The sequence below is a fragment of the Cellulomonas sp. genome (assembly GCF_017744555.1).
In the GTDB taxonomy this organism is placed as follows: Bacteria; Actinomycetota; Actinomycetes; order Actinomycetales; family Cellulomonadaceae; genus Cellulomonas.
In genome coordinates this window covers 20008-36761 of sequence record NZ_JAGIBD010000004.1, presented here as the reverse complement: position 1 = coordinate 36761, position 16754 = coordinate 20008, and the positions used below count along the sequence as shown (strand labels likewise).

16 protein-coding genes are annotated in these 16754 nt (G+C 73.3%); 6 read left to right on the top strand and 10 right to left on the bottom strand.

All coding sequences use genetic code 11. The features are described 5' to 3' along the window. Positions 1-26: 26 nt before the first annotated feature. From J7523_RS04385 to J7523_RS04365, 5 genes are read right to left on the bottom strand one after another with little or no spacing between them, the layout of a single operon-like run. On the bottom strand, positions 27-767 hold the full coding sequence (locus J7523_RS04385; protein WP_291882709.1) for a class I SAM-dependent methyltransferase: 741 nt from the start codon (positions 765-767) through the stop codon (positions 27-29). 44 nt (positions 768-811) lie between these two features. Then, positions 812-1615 (bottom strand): histidinol-phosphatase, encoded by an 804-nt coding sequence (hisN, locus tag J7523_RS04380; RefSeq protein ID WP_291882706.1) that lies wholly within the window; start codon positions 1613-1615, stop codon positions 812-814. A gap of 49 nt (positions 1616-1664) precedes the next feature. Next, positions 1665-2738, bottom strand: a complete 1074-nt coding sequence (rsgA, locus tag J7523_RS04375; protein ID WP_291882704.1) for a ribosome small subunit-dependent GTPase A — start codon at positions 2736-2738, stop codon at positions 1665-1667. Then, on the bottom strand, positions 2738-4051 hold the full coding sequence (aroA, locus tag J7523_RS04370) for a 3-phosphoshikimate 1-carboxyvinyltransferase (RefSeq protein ID WP_291882702.1): 1314 nt from the start codon (positions 4049-4051) through the stop codon (positions 2738-2740). The genes rsgA and aroA overlap by 1 nt, the downstream gene beginning before the upstream one ends. A gap of 60 nt (positions 4052-4111) precedes the next feature. Beyond that, on the bottom strand, positions 4112-4621 hold the full coding sequence (locus tag J7523_RS04365) for a DoxX family protein (RefSeq protein ID WP_291882700.1): 510 nt from the start codon (positions 4619-4621) through the stop codon (positions 4112-4114). A gap of 138 nt (positions 4622-4759) precedes the next feature. Here J7523_RS04365 and J7523_RS04360 point away from each other — a divergent pair, with 138 nt between their 5' ends. The 5 genes from J7523_RS04360 to J7523_RS04340 all read left to right on the top strand — a co-directional run bounded on the left by J7523_RS04360 (position 4760) and on the right by J7523_RS04340 (position 8765). Further along, a complete protein-coding gene (locus tag J7523_RS04360) occupies positions 4760-5527 on the top strand; it encodes a sigma-70 family RNA polymerase sigma factor (protein ID WP_291882698.1) in 768 nt (255 codons plus the stop codon). After that, positions 5524-5808 (top strand): mycothiol system anti-sigma-R factor, encoded by a 285-nt coding sequence (gene rsrA, locus J7523_RS04355; protein WP_291882695.1) that lies wholly within the window; start codon positions 5524-5526, stop codon positions 5806-5808. The genes J7523_RS04360 and rsrA overlap by 4 nt, the downstream gene beginning before the upstream one ends. Before the next feature lie 282 nt (positions 5809-6090). Beyond that, the gene (locus J7523_RS04350; RefSeq protein ID WP_291882693.1) at positions 6091-7194 is read left to right on the top strand and encodes a type IV pilus twitching motility protein PilT; all 1104 of its coding nucleotides are present in this window, start codon (positions 6091-6093) and stop codon (positions 7192-7194) included. 144 nt (positions 7195-7338) lie between these two features. Beyond that, positions 7339-8154 carry a DUF4097 family beta strand repeat-containing protein gene (locus J7523_RS04345; RefSeq protein WP_291882691.1) on the top strand — a complete coding sequence of 272 codons (816 nt, stop codon included), beginning with the start codon at positions 7339-7341 and terminating at the stop codon, positions 8152-8154. Between the two features lie 2 nt (positions 8155-8156). Next, positions 8157-8765 carry a PadR family transcriptional regulator gene (locus J7523_RS04340; protein WP_291882949.1) on the top strand — a complete coding sequence of 203 codons (609 nt, stop codon included), beginning with the start codon at positions 8157-8159 and terminating at the stop codon, positions 8763-8765. Positions 8766-8895: 130 nt separating this feature from the next. Here J7523_RS04340 and J7523_RS04335 read toward each other — a convergent pair whose 3' ends face one another. Further along, the gene (locus tag J7523_RS04335; RefSeq protein ID WP_291882689.1) at positions 8896-9495 is read right to left on the bottom strand and encodes a GDSL-type esterase/lipase family protein; all 600 of its coding nucleotides are present in this window, start codon (positions 9493-9495) and stop codon (positions 8896-8898) included. 153 nt (positions 9496-9648) lie between these two features. Further along, on the bottom strand, positions 9649-9819 hold the full coding sequence (locus tag J7523_RS04330) for a hypothetical protein (RefSeq protein WP_291882688.1): 171 nt from the start codon (positions 9817-9819) through the stop codon (positions 9649-9651). A 93-nt stretch (positions 9820-9912) separates the two neighbouring features. On the opposite strand from J7523_RS04330, the gene J7523_RS04325 reads away from it, so the two are divergent. Then, on the top strand, positions 9913-10872 hold the full coding sequence (locus tag J7523_RS04325) for a helix-turn-helix domain-containing protein (RefSeq protein WP_291882686.1): 960 nt from the start codon (positions 9913-9915) through the stop codon (positions 10870-10872). Between the two features lie 52 nt (positions 10873-10924). Here J7523_RS04325 and J7523_RS04320 read toward each other — a convergent pair whose 3' ends face one another. The 3 genes from J7523_RS04320 to J7523_RS04310 form a co-directional block, all read right to left on the bottom strand. After that, the gene (locus J7523_RS04320) at positions 10925-14686 is read right to left on the bottom strand and encodes a multifunctional oxoglutarate decarboxylase/oxoglutarate dehydrogenase thiamine pyrophosphate-binding subunit/dihydrolipoyllysine-residue succinyltransferase subunit (RefSeq protein WP_291882684.1); all 3762 of its coding nucleotides are present in this window, start codon (positions 14684-14686) and stop codon (positions 10925-10927) included. A gap of 284 nt (positions 14687-14970) precedes the next feature. Next, positions 14971-15786: an ABC transporter permease gene (locus J7523_RS04315; RefSeq protein ID WP_291882682.1), complete on the bottom strand. Its 816-nt coding sequence runs from the start codon at positions 15784-15786 to the stop codon at positions 14971-14973. Next, positions 15786-16745, bottom strand: a complete 960-nt coding sequence (locus tag J7523_RS04310) for an ABC transporter ATP-binding protein (protein WP_291882681.1) — start codon at positions 16743-16745, stop codon at positions 15786-15788. The genes J7523_RS04315 and J7523_RS04310 overlap by 1 nt, the downstream gene beginning before the upstream one ends. Positions 16746-16754 lie beyond the last annotated feature (9 nt).

The window sequence follows — 16754 nt, the reverse complement described above, 5'->3', positions numbered from 1 at the left end:
CCGCCGGTCCACCGGCCGGGTCCGGGTCAGACCAGCCGGGCCCGCCAGCACTCGGTGCGGTACGGCAGGTCGACCTGGTCCCGGCCCCGCAGGTCGGGGTGGGTCGCGGCGAGCTCGTCGATCGCGTCGAGCAGCGCCTCGCGCTCGTCGTCCGGCAGCAGGAGCAGGTGGCTGCGGCTCGCGGCGAGGGTGCGCAGGTCGGCCGGTCGCATGGGTGCCACCCACCGGAACGTCGCGTGCTCGGGTGCCGTGAACGCCTCGCCGAGGGCGGGCTCCTCGTAGCGCGTGGTGAGCGTGTCGCCCCGGTGCACGATCTCGGTCCACCGGCCCACCCAGTCGATCTCGTCGTCCCGGATGTTCCACAGGACCGCCACCTGGCCGTGCGGCCGCAGCACGCGCGCGATCTCCGCCGACGCCGTCGGTGGGTCGAACCAGTGCCACGCCTGCGCGACGGTCACCGCGTCCACCGAGCCGTCGGGCAGGCCGGTCGCCTCCGCGGTACCCGTCCGGGCGTCTGCGCCGGGAAGGCTGCGGACGAGCTCGGCGCGCATGGCCTGCGACGGCTCGACGGCCACGACGTGCAGGCCCAGCGCGACGAGCTCGGCGGTGAGCTTGCCGGTGCCGGCCGCGAGGTCGAGCACGTCGTGCGCGTCGTCCGGCACGATCCACCGGACGACCTCGGTCGGGTAACCGGGCCGCGCGGCGTGGTATTCGCCGGCGCCGCGTTCGAACGATGCGGCCCGGTCCTCGCGGTGCGCCTCGGTCATGCCGTCGATCGTGCCAGCCGACGCGCGCGGCGCGACTTGTCGGGTCAGTCGCCCGGCATCGGGTCCAGCAGCTCGAGCGCCGCCTCGTGCAGCAGCCCGTTCGACACCAGAGCCGAGCCGCCGAAAGGCCCCGGCACGCCTCGGACCGACGTGAACCGCCCGCCGGCCTCGGTCACGATCGGCACGAGCGCCGCCATGTCGTGCAGCGCGAGCTCGGGCTCGGCGGACACGTCGACCGCCCCCTCGGCGACGAGCACGTGCGACCAGAAGTCCCCGTACGCCCGGGACCGCCACACCGACCGCTCGAGGGCGAGGAACTCGTCGAACCGCCCGTGCTGCGACCAGCCGGACAGGCTCGAGTACGAGAGCGACGCGTCCGACAGCCGGTCGACGGCGGACACGTGCAGACGCGACGCCGCCGCGAGCGACTTGCCCGTCCACGCGCCCGACCCCTGCGCGGCCCACCAGCGTCGACCGAGCGCAGGGGCGCTGACGACGCCGACGACGACCTCGTCGCCGTCGAGCAGCGCGATGAGCGTGGCCCACACCGGCACGCCCCGAACGAAGTTCTTGGTGCCGTCGATCGGGTCGACGACCCAGCGGCGCGGGCCGTGACCGGTGTCGGGCATCTCTTCGCCCTGCACGGCGTCGCGCGGGCGGGCGCGCGACAGCTGCCCGCGGATGAGCTCCTCGGCGGCCTTGTCCGCGTCCGAGACGGGCGTGAGGTCCGGCTTGGTCTCGACGCGCAGGTCCTGGGCCTTGAACCGGGACATCGTCAGGCCGTCCACCTGGTCGGCCATCACGTGCGCGAGGCGCAGGTCGTCGTCGTACCCGGGGCGCAGGTTCATGCCGCTCACCGTAGCGGCTGGGGCCCCGCGGGAACGCAGGTCACGCCGCTCATGGACGCGACGGCTCGCGCGGGTCGTCGGCCGTGCCGAGCCGGCTCGCGAGCAGCCGGCGGAACGACTCGACGCGGGCCGACCGGGCGGCGCGCGTGACGTCGTCGGGGGAGTCCGCGACCCAGTCGTCGAGCGCGCAGTCGGGCGAGTCATCGGTGTGCGTGCAGCCGCGCGGGCACTCCTCGGCGACCTCCGCGAGGTCGGCGAACGCGCCCAGCAGGTGCTGCGGGTCGACGTGCGCGAGGCCGAACGAGCGTACGCCCGGCGTGTCGATGACCCACGTCGGCCCGGCGGTGCCCGGCACGCGCAGGGCCACGGCCGACGTGGACGTGTGCCGGCCGCGGCCTGTCACGTCGTTGACCACGCCGACGGCCCGGTACGCGTCGGGGACCAGCGCGTTCACCAGCGTGGACTTGCCCACGCCCGAGTGGCCGACGAGCACCGACGTGCGGCCGTCGAGCGCCGCGCGCACGTCCTGCAGCCCGTGGATCGTGCGCGACTCCTTCGGCCCCTCGGTCCGGGTGACGACGACCCGCACGCCGATCGGGGCGTACATCCCGACGAGGTCCGCGGGGTCGGCCAGGTCGGCCTTCGTGAGCGCCAGCAGCGCGTCCATCCCCGCGTCGTACGCGGCGGCGACGCACCGGTCGATCATCCGCGTCCGCGGCTCGGGGTCGGCGAGCGCCGTCACGATGACGAGCTGGTCGGCGTTCGCCACGATGACGCGTTCGACGGGGTCGGTGTCGTCCGCGGTCCGGCGCAGCACCGTCCGCCGCTCGCCGATGCGGACGATCCGCGACAGCGACCCCTCGTCGCCCGACGTGTCGCCCACGAGGTCGACGCGGTCGCCGGGCACGACGCGCTCGCGGCCGAGCTCGCGGGCCTTCATCGCGGTCGCGCGGCGCTCGTCCGGGCCGTCGGGGTCCACCAGCACCGCGTACCGGCCGCGGTCGACGCCCGTGACCAGTGCCGTCTCGGCGTCGGCGTGCTCGGGTCGCTGCTTGGTGCGCGGTCGCGTCCCGCGTCCGGGACGGATGCGGACGTCCCGTTCGTCGTAGCGCCGCGTCGGCATCAGGCGGGAGCCGTCCCGGCGAGCATGCCGGTCCACATCCCGACGAAGTCGGGCAGCGTCTTGCTGGTCGTCGCGACGTCCTCGACCTCGATCCCGGGCACGCGCAGCCCGACGAGCGCGCCCGCGGTGGCCATCCGGTGGTCCTCGTACGTCTTCCAGGTGCCCGCAGCAAGCGGTCGCGGCGTGATGACGAGACCGTCCGCCGTCTGCTCGGCCTGCCCTCCCACGCGCGTGATCTCGTTCGCGAGCGCCGCGAGCCGGTCGGTCTCGTGCCCGCGCAGGTGCGCGATGCCGCGCAGCCGCGTGGGGGAGCCGGCCAGCGCGGCGAGCGCGGCGATGGTCGGCGCGAGCTCACCGGCGGCGTGCAGGTCGAGGTCGACGCCGCGGACGTCGCCGGTGCCGCTGACGCTCAGCACGTCGCCGTCGAGGCTCGCCGTGCCGCCCATCTTCTCGAGGATGCCGGGCACCAGTCCGCCCGGCTGGGTCGTGGACGTCGGCCAGCCCGCGACCCGCACGGTGCCGCCCGCGACCAGCGCGGCGCACAGGAACGGCGCCGCGTTCGACAGGTCGGGCTCGACGCGGACGTCGCCCGCCGCGATCCGGCCGGGGGAGACGTGCCAGATGGCCGGGCGCGAGTCGTCGACCTCGACCCCGGCGGCGCGGAGCACCGCCACGGTCATCTCGATGTGGGGGAGGCTCGGCAGCGTCCGGCCGGTGTGCCGGATCGTGAGCCCGTGCGTGAACCGCGCGGCGGCGAGCAGCAGCCCCGAGACGAACTGGCTGGACCCCGACGCGTCCACGTCGACCTGGCCGCCGAGCAGGCCGCCGCGACCGTGCACCGTGAACGGCAGGTGACCGGGCTCGCCGTGCTCGTCGACCCGCACGCCGAGCTGGCGCAGCGCCGCGAGCACCGGACCCATCGGCCGCACGAGCGCGGTGGCGTCGCCGTCGAACCGCACCGGACCGTCGGCGAGCGCCGCGACGGCGGGCAGGAACCGCATGACGGTGCCCGCGAGCCCGCAGTGGATGGTCGTGCTGCCCGAGAGCGTCCCGGGTGTGACGACCCAGTCGGCGCCGTCGTCCTCGACGCGCACCCCGAGCGCGCCCAGCGCCTCCGCCATGAGCCGCGTGTCGCGCGACCGCAGCGCCCCGCGCAGCCGTCCGGGACCGTCGGCCAGCGCCGCCAGTACGAGATAGCGGTTGGTGAGCGACTTCGACCCCGGCACGTCGACGAGGGCGTCGAGCGGCCCGTGGGCCTGCGGGGCCGGCCACAGGGCGGCGGCCGGCGGCGTCGCGGCGTCGAGGAGCGTCATGGCGCCCAGGTTAGTGCCCTGCCTTCGAGCGCCTCGGGGGCGTCCACGCCGGTCGGCCGGTCAGTCGTCGCCGGATGCGGCCCGCTCCTCGAGCGCGTGCTGCACCCGCCAGGTGATCCCCGGACGGCCCTCCCGGTCCGCGGCGACGATCACGGCGCCCGCGGCGAACGACAGCGCCCGGACCAGCCGGTCACGGCGTTGCTGCCGCAGCACGCGGTCGCCCGCGTCGGCGCGCTTGTCGGGCAGGTTGACGACGACGAGCGGCGCCGTGAGCGCAGCGAGCAGCAAGGCCGCCGTGCGTGGCGCCTTGCCGAGCGCGAGCAGCAGGCCGGCGCCGGCGAGGGCGGCACCGTGGAGCTGGACGGCGGTCGTGAGCTGGCGGTCGGTGAGCTCCCGACGCAGCAGACCGCCCGGGACGACGTCGATCGCCGCCTCCGGCAGGCGGGCGCGCCACGCGGACAGCGCGGCGGCGGCGTCGGCGGCGTGGGGTGCGGGGTGCCGGACGACGCCCAGGCCCTCCGAGACGAACCAGGAGGCGAACAGCGAGCGGGCGACTCGACGCAGCAGCACGGGCTTCTCCTCGTCCGGCGCGCGGGGCGCGCCTGTCGTCCGGCGCGCGGTGCACGCCCTGCGGGTCACGCTAGTGCCGTGGTGGGGCCGCCGCACCGTCGCGGGAATGGTCGTCGTCCGGTCGTGGTTGTGCTCCCCATGAGCTGCGCCGCCCTGACGCGACCCGAGACCCGGCCCGAGCCGCGGACCGACCCGAGGCTCCCCACGATCGACTCGCTGTTCGGCCCGTGGACGCCCCCCTCAGGTGACCCTCAGAAAGACGGACTAGGCTCGCGTGCGATGAGCGAGGACATCAACCGCGCCCCCGAGTCCGAGGACGACGCGGCGCGCACCGAGCGGTTCGAGGCCGAGGCGCTGGTCTACCTGGACCAGCTGTACGGCGCTGCCCTGCGCATGACGCGCAACCCCGCGGACGCCGAGGACCTGGTCCAGGAGACGTTCGCGAAGGCGTTCGCCGCGTTCCACCAGTACCGGCCCGGGACGAACCTCAAGGCCTGGCTCTACCGGATCCTCACCAACACGTACATCAACTCGTACCGCAAGAAGCAGCGGGAGCCGCAGCAGTCCCGGTCCGAGGAGATCGAGGACTGGCAGCTCGCGCGGGCCGAGTCGCACACGTCGAGCGGGCTGCGGTCCGCCGAGGCGGAGGCGCTCGACCACCTGCCCGACTCCGACGTCAAGGACGCCCTGCAGCGGATCCCCGAGGAGTTCCGGATCGCTGTGTACCTGGCCGACGTGGAGGGCTTCGCCTACAAGGAGATCGCCGAGATCATGGGCACGCCGATCGGGACGGTGATGTCCCGGCTTCACCGTGGCCGCGCGCAGCTGCGCGAGATGCTCACGGACTACGCGCGTGGTCGTGGCCTGGTCGCCTCGGCGCCGACCGCACCGGAGGGTGCTCGATGAGCGAGTGGGAGGAGCCGGCCGCGCACGCCGGCGGCTGCGGGAACAACTGCACCGACGCGCTGGACCGCCTGTGGGAGTACCTCGACTCCGAGCTCCCCGAGCTCGACGCCCAGACGGTGCGCACGCACCTCGCCGAGTGCCGGGGCTGCCTCGAGGAGTACGACGTGGACGTCGTCGTGAAGCACCTCGTGAAGCGTGGCTGCCAGGAGGTCGCGCCCGAGGCGCTGCGGGTGCGGATCCACGAGCAGCTCACGGTCATGCGGGTGACGGCCACGGACTGACGCCGTCCGACGCCAGACATGCCGAAGGCCCGGTGCGGAGGCACCGGGCCTTCGTGCGCTCCGGTGCTCGAGGCACCGGGCTCCATGCTCTGCGGGTGACCGCCGGACGACTCAGGCGTTCGGACGGTTGCCGTGGTTCGCGGAGTTGCCCTTGCGGGAACGACGCTTGCGGCCGCGCTTGCTCATCGATGTCTCCTCGGGTTCTGGCGCCCGTGCTGCACGCCGGACTCGTCCCATGGTCCCACATCAGAGGAGCCCTCAAGTCCGCGGCCCGATCGTCCGATGTCCACTGACGTGACGAAGCCTGCGACGCAGTCCGTGATCCCGTTCCTGCACGCCCTCGCGAGCACGGGTGGCTCCGACCTGCACTGCAAGGTGGGGTCGGCCCCGCGGGTGCGCGTCGACGGCCGCCTGCGCAAGCTGCAGGTCCCGGACCTCAAGCCGGCGGACACCGAGCGGATGCTCGAGGAGGTCCTGCCCGACGACCTGGTCGAGGCGTTCCGCGAGTCGCGCGAGGCGGACTTCGCGTACTCGCTGTCGGGTGTCGGCCGGTTCCGCGTCAACGCCTACCAGGCGCGTGGCACGTACGGGCTCGTGTTCCGGCGGGTCGCCGTCGGTGCCGAGTCGCTGGGCGACCTGGGCATGCCCGAGGTGGTCGGCGAGCTCGCGCTCGAGCCGCGCGGCCTCGTGCTGGTGACGGGCCCGACGGGCTCCGGCAAGACGACGACGCTCGCGTCGATGGTCGACCTCATCAACACGTACCGCGAGGTCAACATCGTCACGATCGAGGACCCGATCGAGATCCTGCACCAGGACAAGAAGGCGATCGTGTCGCAGCGCGAGGTGCGGCAGGACACGGCCGACTTCACGGTCGCGCTGCGCGCCGCGATGCGCCAGGACCCCGACGTGATCCTCGTCGGCGAGATGCGTGACGTCGAGACGGTCCGGGCTGCGCTGTCGGCCGCGGAGACGGGCCACCTGGTGCTGTCGACGCTCCACACGATCGACGCGCCCGAGACGATCAACCGCATCATCGACTTCTTCCCGCCGCACGAGCAGAAGCAGGTGCGCGTGGCCTTGTCGCAGGCGTTGCGCGGGATCATCTCGCAGCGGCTCGTGCGCAAGGCGGACGGCAACGGGCGACAGCCGGCGGTCGAGGTCATGGTGAACACGGGCCGCACGGCCGAGGCGATCCTCGACCCGCAGGAGGCCCCGCCGCTGCTCGACCTCATCCGCGAGGGCGACTTCTACAAGATGCAGACGTTCGACCAGCACCTGTTCCGGCTGGTCCGCGACGACGTCATCACGTACGAGGAGGCCATGAGCGCCTCGTCGAACCCGCACGACCTCACCGTCGAGCTGCGCCAGGCCGGCCTGGCGATGTGATCTGCCGAGAGCGGGCCGTCCCCGGCGCGGGGGCGGCCCGCTCTCGCGTTCCCGGAAACGCGACATGTCGCGAGTCTTGCGCGGGGCCGCCGACACGATATAACGTGTCTTGCGGACGAGATATATCGCGAACAGGAGCGTGAGATGGCAACCGAGACCTGGGTCGTCGCCGGCCCGCAGATCATCGAGGTCGAGCAGATCGACTCCCTGAGGGTGCAGCTCGTCGGCGGTCGCGTCGACGTGGTCGCGCACGACGAGGACGGCGTGCGGATCGAGGTGCACGGCGTCGACGGCCGGCCGCTCGAGATCGGCCTCCAGAACGGTGAGCTGAGGGTGGGGTACTCCTTCACCCTGGGCGGGTGGGAAGGCTTCGTCGAGAGGTTCCTCAACTTCCGCGACAAGGACCGCGCCGACGTGCACATCGCCGTCCCCCGGCACGTCGCCGCCAAGCTGGGCACGGTGAGCGCCGAGGGCCTCCTCGCGGGCATCGCGGAGGACTCGTCGGTCTCGACCGTGACCGGCTCGCTCGTGGTCGACGGCACGCGGGGACGGCTCGCCGCCAAGACGGTGTCCGGCGAGGTCGTCGTCCGCGACCACGCCGGCGACCTGCGCCTCAACTCGGTGTCCGGCGAGCTCGCCGCGTCCGGCCGGCTCAGCCTGGTGCAGGCGAACACGGTCTCGGGCGCGCTCACGCTCGACGTCACGGCCGGCACGTCGTCCGTCACCGCGTCGACGGTCTCCGGCGACGTCACCGTCCGCCTCCCGCAGGGGCACGGCGTGCAGGTCAAGGCGCAGTCCGTGTCCGGCCGCATCGTCATCGACGGCGAGGACTACAAGGGCTCCGCGCCGGGGCAGCGCAAGGTGGACCTGCGCACCGGCGACGGGGAGTGCTTCGTGCAGGCGAGCACCGTGTCCGGTCACGTGACCGTGCTGCGCGGCGCGGGGACGGGAGTCGGCTGATGATGGCGCCGGTGTTCGCGCACGGTCAGCTGCGGCTGTACCTGCTGTCGCTGCTCGAGTCCGGGCCGAAGCACGGCTACGAGCTCATCACGGCCCTCTCGGACCGCTTCGGCGGGACCTACCGGCCCAGTCCGGGCACGGTGTACCCCCGGCTCGCCCGGCTGGAGGAGGAAGGCCTCGTCCGGCGGGTCGACGAGGACCGCAAGAGCACCTACTTCCTCACCGACGCCGGCCGGGCCGAGCTCGCCGCGCGCAGCGACGACCTCGCCCACCTCGAGGAGGGCATCGCCGAGACGGTCCGTGAACGGGCCGAGGAGGTGCGGGCCGACGTGCGCGGATCGATGCGCGGCCTGCGCGCCGACCTCGCCGCCGCCGCCCAGCAGGCCCGCGCCTCCGCGGTCCCGCACGCGGCGACGCCGGCCGACGACCCGCGGCTCGCGTCGCACGTCCGGACCGCGGACGCCGAGGCGATGATCCAGCGGTTCCGCGACGAGATCCGGGCCGACCTGCGGCGGGCCGACGCGCGCGGTGCCGTCGAGCAGCTCACGGTCGACACCCTGCGCACGGTCCTCGACACCGCCCTCACGGCGGTCCGCGCGACCCTGCGCTGAGGGTGGCGATGCTGCTCTGGCGGTGGCGTCGACTGCTCCTGACGGGCGGCCCTCCGGGCTCGCCCGTCCGGCGGTCGACGCCGCCGCCGCCGGGGCCGACCGAGCCGCTCCCGCCGCCCGGTGGGAGCGGTCAGGCGCCGTCCTCGGGCAGCCCGAGCCAGGAGTGCCAGCCGGTGTGCAACACGAGCCAGGCCATGAGCCCGTACCCGGCCTGACCGGGCAGCACGCCGTTGCCGGCGGCCAGGTCGCCGAGCCACTGGTCGTGCGCCGCGAGCGGGCTGTACGTGTCGACGAACGGCACACGGCGGCGGTTCGCGACGTCGGCGAAAGCGGCGGACAGGTCGGCCAGCTTGTCCGCGTCGGCCGTGCTCCCCGGGGGCGGCCCGACGACGAACGCGGGGATCCGTCGCTGCTCGGCGACGTCGAGGATGTTCGCGAGGTTGAGGCGGCTGCGCGCGAGCGACAGCCCTGCGGCCACGTCGGCGCGGCCGAGCGCCACGACGAGCCGGTTGTCCGCCTCGGGGGACAGGCGGCGCGCCACCTCGTCCTCCCAGCGGGCGCCGAGCTCGGTGCTGGTCTCGCCGGGGACGGCGAGCGTGAGCACCGTCAGGGGGTCGGGTGTCGGGGTGCGGGCCGACACCCGACCCACCCAGCCCAGACCCTTCGGGTCGCCGACGCCGGCAGCCAGCTCGTCGCCGACCACCGCGAGCCGCAGCGGCAGCTCACCCACGTGCACCACTCCTCGCCGTCCGCGCCTGCGCGAGCCCGGTGGGGCTCGCGGACAAGTGTCGCAGTGCGGGGCGCGAGGAGTCGGTTCATCTCCGGGCCTGTCACGCTTTCGAGGTCCCGCAGGTGCGCGGGACGGGACGAACCGGGCGGGACGTCAGGGGATGCGGTACGGGTGGCTCGGCAGGTCGGTCGCGAGGTCCGACCAGTCGTTGCGTGAGCGCGGGCCACCGCGCTGGCCGAGGCCGTCACGGCGGACGGCGACGACGAGACGGGCGACCCACCAGGCCGCGAGGACAAGGCCGAGAACGATCCAGAACGTCGTCATGGCAGAAAGTCTTCTCCTGAGGAGAATCTGCCACGAGTGGCAGAACTGACGACGACCGTTGATCTTCTGCCAAAGCCGCCGGATACTGACGGCATGCTCCGCTCCGTGACCGCCATCGCCCTGCCGAACACCGCGCCGTTCGAGCTCGGGGTCCTGTGCGAGGTGTTCGGCATCGACCGCTCCGACACCGGTGGCCCGTCGTTCGACTTCACGGTGTGCGGCGTCGAGCCGGGCGTCGTCAGCACCAAGACGGGGTTCTCGCTGGTCGTCGAGCACGGCCTCGAGGCCACCGAGGGCGTCGACCTCGTCGCGATGCCCGCGTACGGCGACACCGGACCCGTGCCGGAGGCCGTCCTCGACGTGCTGCGTGCCGCGCACGCCCGCGGCGCGTGGGTGCTGAGCATCTGCTCGGGGTCGTTCGCGCTCGGCCAGGCCGGCCTGCTCGACGGCCGCCGGTGCACGACGCACTGGATGTACACCGACGAGATGCAGCGCCGGTTCCCGGCCGCCGTGGTCGACCCCGCCGTCCTGTACGTCGAGGACGACCGCATCATCACGAGCGCGGGCACCGCCGCCGGCATCGACGCCTGCCTGCACCTCGTGCGCCGTGAGCTCGGCGCCGCCGCCGCGTCCGCCGTGGCCCGTCGCATGGTGGTGCCGCCGCACCGCGACGGCGGCCAGGCCCAGTACGTCGACACGCCGCTGCCGTGCGACGCGGACACGCTCGCGCCCCTGCTCGGCTGGATGGTCGAGCACCTCGACGAGGACCTGTCCGTCCCGGACCTCGCCGCCCGCGCGCTCGTCTCCGAGCGGACGTTCGCCCGCCGGTTCCGTGCCGAGACCGGGACCACCCCGGCCGCCTGGATCACGCGGCAGCGGCTCGTGCGCGCGCAGGAGCTGCTCGAGCAGACCGACGCCGGGATCGAGGAGGTCGCCCGGCTCTGCGGCTTCGGGACCGCCGCCGTGCTGCGTCACCACTTCGCACGCACGCTCGGCACGAGCCCGCAGGCGTACCGGCGCACGTTCGCGCCGGTGGGAGCCCCGGTCGGCTGAACGAGCGAGGCCCGCGACCCTGCACGGGTCGCGGGCCTCGGTCCAGCTGCTGTCAGCGGGCGAAGGCCTGCGCGACGAGCTCGGCCTGCTGGGCCTGGTGCTTCTTCGCCGACCCGGCCGCCGGCGACGCGGACTCGGGCCGCGACACGACCCGGAGCGTCCGGCCGAGCACCTGGGGGAGGTGCATCGACAGGAACGTCCACGGGCCCTGGTTGCGGGGCTCGTCCTGCACCCACACGAGCTCGGCGCCGTCGAACGGAGCGAGCGCGTGACGCAGGCCGTCCTCGTCGAGCGGGTACAGCTGCTCGAGCCGGACGATCGCCGTGTGCTCGTCGCCCGAGCGCACGCGCTCCGCGAGCAGGTCCCAGTAGACCTTGCCCGAGCACAGCAGCACGCGCGTGACCTGACCGGCCTTCGCGGCCGCGAGGTCGTCGCCGATGACCGGACGGAACGTGCCCGTCGTGAAGTCCTCGACCGCCGACGCGCCGGCCTTGAGGCGCAGCATCGACTTCGGCGTGAACACCACGAGCGGCTTGCGCGGGCGGTTGTAGGCCTGGCGGCGCAGCAGGTGGAAGTGCGACGCGGGCGTCGACGGCTGCGCGATGACCATGTTCTCCTCGGCAGCCATCTGCAGGAACCGCTCGATGCGGGCCGACGAGTGGTCGGGCCCCTGGCCCTCGTACCCGTGCGGCAGCAGCATGACGACCGACGAGCGCTGGCCCCACTTCTGCTCGGCCGACGAGATGAACTCGTCGATGACCGTCTGGGCGCCGTTGACGAAGTCGCCGAACTGCGCCTCCCACAGCACGAGCGCGTCGGGCCGCTCGACGGAGTAGCCGTACTCGAAGCCGAGGCACGCGTACTCCGACAGCGACGAGTCGTAGACCCAGAACTTCGCCTGGTCCGCCGACAGGTACAGCAGCGGCGTCCACTCGGCGCCCGTCTCGCGGTCGTGCATGACGGCGTGCCGCTGCACGAACGTGCCCCGGCGCGAGTCCTGCCCCGCGAGCCGCACCGGCGTGCCCTCGAGGAGCAGCGAGCCGAACGCGAGCACCTCGCCGTAGCCCCAGTCGATGCCGCCCTCGCGCGACATCTGCTCGCGCTTGGTGAGCATCTGCTGCAGCTTCGGGTGGACCGTGAAGCCCTCGGGCGGCCGGACGTGCGCGCGGCCGATCCGCTCGAGCGTCGACGCGTCGACCGCGGTCTTCCAGCCGACCATCACGCCGGCGTCCTCGAGCTGGGACTCCGGGCGCTCCAGGCCCGCGACGGCCTCCGCCTCGGCCGGGGGCGGCGTCCAGCCGTCCTCGCGCGTCTCGGTGAAGACCCGCTCGAGCTGCTGCTGGTAGTCCTGCAGCGCCTGCTCGGCCTCGGTGATCGTGATGTCGCCGCGCGCGACGAGCGTCTCGGTGTAGAGCTTGCGCACCGAGCGCTTGGCCTCGATGAGGTTGTACATGAGCGGCTGCGTCATCGACGGGTCGTCGCCCTCGTTGTGGCCGCGGCGGCGGTAGCACAGCATGTCGATGACGACGTCGCGGTCGAACTGCTCGCGGTACTCGAACGCGAGCTCCGCGACCCGGACGCACGCCTCGGGGTCGTCGCCGTTCACGTGGAAGACGGGGACCTGCAGGCCCTTGACCACGTCGGTCGCGTACTGCGACGAGCGCGACGACGACGGGCCCGTCGTGAAGCCGACCTGGTTGTTGATGATGACGTGCACGGTGCCGCCGGTGCGGTACCCGCGCAGCTGCGCCAGGTTGAGCGTCTCGAACACGACGCCCTGGCCCGCGAAGGCCGCGTCGCCGTGGATGAGGATCGGCAGCACCGAGAAGCCGTCGCCGCCGAGGTCGATGCGGTCCTGCTTGGCGCGCACGACACCCTCGAGCACCGGGTCGACCGCCTCGAGGTGCGACGGGTTCGCCGCGAGGTACACCGACGTGGTCGCGCCCGACTCGGACGTGAACGTGCCCTCGGTGCCGAGGTGGTACTTCACGTCGCCCGAGCCCTGCACGGACTTCGGGTCCTGGTTGCCCTCGAACTCGCTGAAGATCTGCGCGTACGACTTGCCGGCGATGTTCGCGAGCACGTTGAGGCGCCCGCGGTGGGCCATGCCGATGCCGACCTCGTCGAGGCCCGCGTCCGCGGCCTTCGACAGGATCGCGTCGAGGATCGCGATGACGGACTCGCCGCCCTCGAGCGAGAACCGCTTCTGGCCGACGTACTTGGTCTGCAGGAACGTCTCGAACGCCTCGGCCGCGTTGAGGCGGCGCAGGATGCGCAGCTGGTCCTCGCGCGGCGTGCGGGCGTAGCCCGACTCGAGGCGCTCCTGGAGCCAGCGGCGCTGACGCGGGTCCTGCAGGTGCATGTACTCGATGCCGATCGTGCGGCAGTACGAGTCGCGCAGCAGGCCCAGCACGTCGCGGAGCTTGGCGCGGGGCTTGCCCGTGAACCCGCCCGTCGGGAACGTCCGGTCCAGGTCCCACAGCGTCAGGCCGTGGTTCTGGATGTCGAGGTCGGGGTGCTTGCGCTGGCGGTAGGCGAGCGGGTCGGTGTCCGCCATGAGGTGGCCACGCGAGCGGTACGAGTGGATGAGCTCGCCGATGCGTGCCGGCTTGATGGCCTCGGCGTCAGGGTCGGTCGACGAGTCGCGCACCCACCGCACGGGCTCGTACGGGACGCGCAGCGCGGCGAACACCCGGTCGTAGAAGCCGTCCTCGCCGAGCAGCTTGACCGACAGGATCCGCAGGAAGTCGCCCGACTGGGCGCCCTGGATGATGCGGTGGTCGTAGGTGCTCGTGAGCGTGAGGACCTTCGAGACGCCCATCTGGTTGAGGCGGTCCTCGGACGTGCCCGCGAACTCGGCCGGGTAGTCCATCGCGCCGACGCCGATGATCGTGCCCTGGCCCTGCATGAGGCGCGGGACCGAGTGGACCGTCCCGATGGTGCCGGGGTTGGTCAGCGAGATCGTGGTGCCCGCGAAGTCGTCGACGCCGAGCTTGTTGCCGCGCGCCCGGCGCACGACGTCCTCGTACGCGTTCCAGAACTGCGCGAAGTCGAGCGTGTCCGCCTTCTTGATCGACGGCACGAGCAGCTGCCGGGTGCCGTCCGGCTTCGCCAGGTCGATCGCGATGCCGAGGTTGACGTGCGCGGGCTGGTTCACGCCCGGCTTGCCGTCGACGAGCGTGTATGACGCGTTCATCGCGGGCATCTCGGCGAGGGCCTCGACGAGCGCGAAGCCGATGAGGTGCGTGAAGGAGATCTTGCCGCCGCGACCGCGCGACAGGTGGTTGTTCACCACGATGCGGTTGTCGACCATGAGCTTGGCCGGGATCGCGCGGACCGACGTCGCCGTCGGGACCTCGAGCGACGCCTCCATGTTGGTGACGACACGCGCGGCGGGGCCGCGCAGCTTCTGAACGTCGTCCTCGGCCTCCGGCTCGTCGGCGCGCGCCGGGCGCTGGGCGACCTCGGCGTACGGCGCGGTGGCCGGCTGCGCGGTGGCGATCGGCGACGTGATGGCCGGCGGCTCGACGAACGTCGTCTGCTGCGCGGTCGTCGCGGCGGGCACGGCGGCCGGGGCCGGGGCCGGGGCGGGCGGCGGGGCGGCGGCCGGAGCCGGGGCGCTCCCGTTCGTGGCGGCCGAGGCGGGGGAGCCGTCCGCGGTGACCTCGTCGGGCTTGTAGCCCTCGAAGAAGTCCCACCACGCCGGGTCGACCGCGTTCCGGTCCTGGAGGTACTGCTGGTACAGCTCGTCCACAAGCCATTCGTTCGCGCCGAAATCGGCACGCGTCGAGTCAGGCTCCGCCTTCTGGGTCACGCTGGGATCGCCCACTTCCGCCTGCGGTTCGTGACCGCGTCGTCGCCGGATCTGTTGATGACAACACTACGACGTGGCGCAGGTCCGGCCCGTTCACAGGACCGTGGGGCGGGGCGTTCGCACGACGGTTTCACCTGGTCGGCACACCAGGGTCAACGGTGGGCAACGGGGGTCCACGCACGACCTCAAGACCGGGTGCGCCGCGCGTCCGCCGAGGTCATGCGTCGACCGCCTCGTTCCGTACTGCGAGAAGGTCCGATCTCACGTGCTGGTACGGGCGGAGATCACGTGACGTCCTGCCGTAGCCGGGTGAACCGGCCGATCACCGCGAACACGACGCCGTAGCCGAGCAGCACGAGCAGGCCCTGCCACCAGGGCAGCAGCTGCCCCAGCCCGGACTCGGAGTAGAAGCTGCCGCCCGAGACGGCCTCGCCGGCCGCGCCGGGCAGGTACGACGCGACCCCCGTGCCCCACGACGTCAGCGACAGCGTGAAGCGCAGCACGGGCTCGACGAACTGCGTGAACGCAAGGACGACGACCACGACTGCCACCTGGTTGGTGAGGACCGTGCCGAGCGCGACACCCACGAACGCCCACAGCGCGAGCGCGACGGCGGACAGCCCGAGCGTGCGCCACGTCGAGGCCGAGTCGAGGAACGTCGGGTGGCCGAGCAGCCCGAGCACGGTCGCGCCGGCGCCGGCCGCGGCCGCGGTCCCGGCGACGCCGAACACGAGCCCGAGCGCGGTGCCCGACACGAGCTTCGCGCCGAGCACGACGGTGCGTCGCGGCTCGGCCAGGAACGTCGGGGTGATCGTCTGGTGGCGCAGCTCGGCGGGATACGTCAGGGCGCCGACGACGAGGGGGAACACGTACCCGAACGTCACCGCGATCGTGTACACGGACCGCGTCACGCCCTCGGGGGTCAGCACGAGGTCGTCGGTGCCGCCCTGCGCGGTGCTCGACATCCCGCCGCCCTCGGAGACACCCCACGCCAGCAGCGCCGCGAGGAACCCCATGTACGCGACCATCGCGAGCAGCAGGATCCACCACAGGCGAGTCGTGACGAGCTTGCGGTACTCGGTGACGAGCGCCGCGCGCATCAGGCCGCCGCCCCGTCCGTCGCCGCCCCGGCAGCCGGGCCCGCTGCGCCCGACCTGTCCGCGACGAGCTCGAGGAACAGCCCCTCGAGGCCTGCGTCCCGGCCGGTCAGCTCGTGCAGCTCGACGCCGGCGGCGAACGCCGCCGCGCCGACCGTCGCCGTCGTGACGTCGGACAGCTCCGCGACCCCGGGCTCGTCGGGCGCGGTGCGAGCCCAGCCGGCGCGTTGGACGAGCGCCGCGAGCCCGGCGGCGTCGGGCGACGTGACGCGCACGCGGGGACGGGCGAGCCGGGCGAGGTCGGCGAGCGACGACGCGTGCACGAGGCGGCCGCGGGCGATGATGACGACGTCGTCGACCGTCTGCTCGACCTCGGACAGCACGTGGCTCGACACGAGCACCGTGCGTCCCTCGGCGGCGAGCGTGCGCAGCAGCACGCGCAACCAGCGGATGCCCTCGGGGTCGAGCCCGTTGGCAGGCTCGTCGAGCAGGAGCACGGGCGGGTCGCCCAGCAGGGTCGTCGCGAGGCCGAGCCGCTGGCGCATGCCGAGCGAGAACCCCCCGACGCGGCGGTCCGCCACGGCGCCGAGCCCGACGAGCTGCAGCACCTCGGACGCGCGCGAGTCGGGCACGCCGACCTGCGGGGCGTACACGCGCAGGTGGTCGAGCGCGGACCGGCCCGGGTGGAAGCTCGCCGCCTCGAGCGCGGCGCCGACGGTACGGCCGGGGCGGTCGAGCTCGGCGTACGTGCGGCCGCCGATCGTGGCGGTGCCCGACGTGGGCCGGACCAGGCCGAGGAGCATGCGCAGCGTGGTCGTCTTGCCGGCGCCGTTGGGGCCGAGGAAGCCGGTCACGCGGCCGGGGCCGACCTCGAACGACAGGTCGTCGACGGCGCGCACCGTGCCGAACTGCTTCGAGAGGTGGGCCACGCGGATCGTGTGGTCGTCCGGGTCGGGTGGCATGCGGCCAAC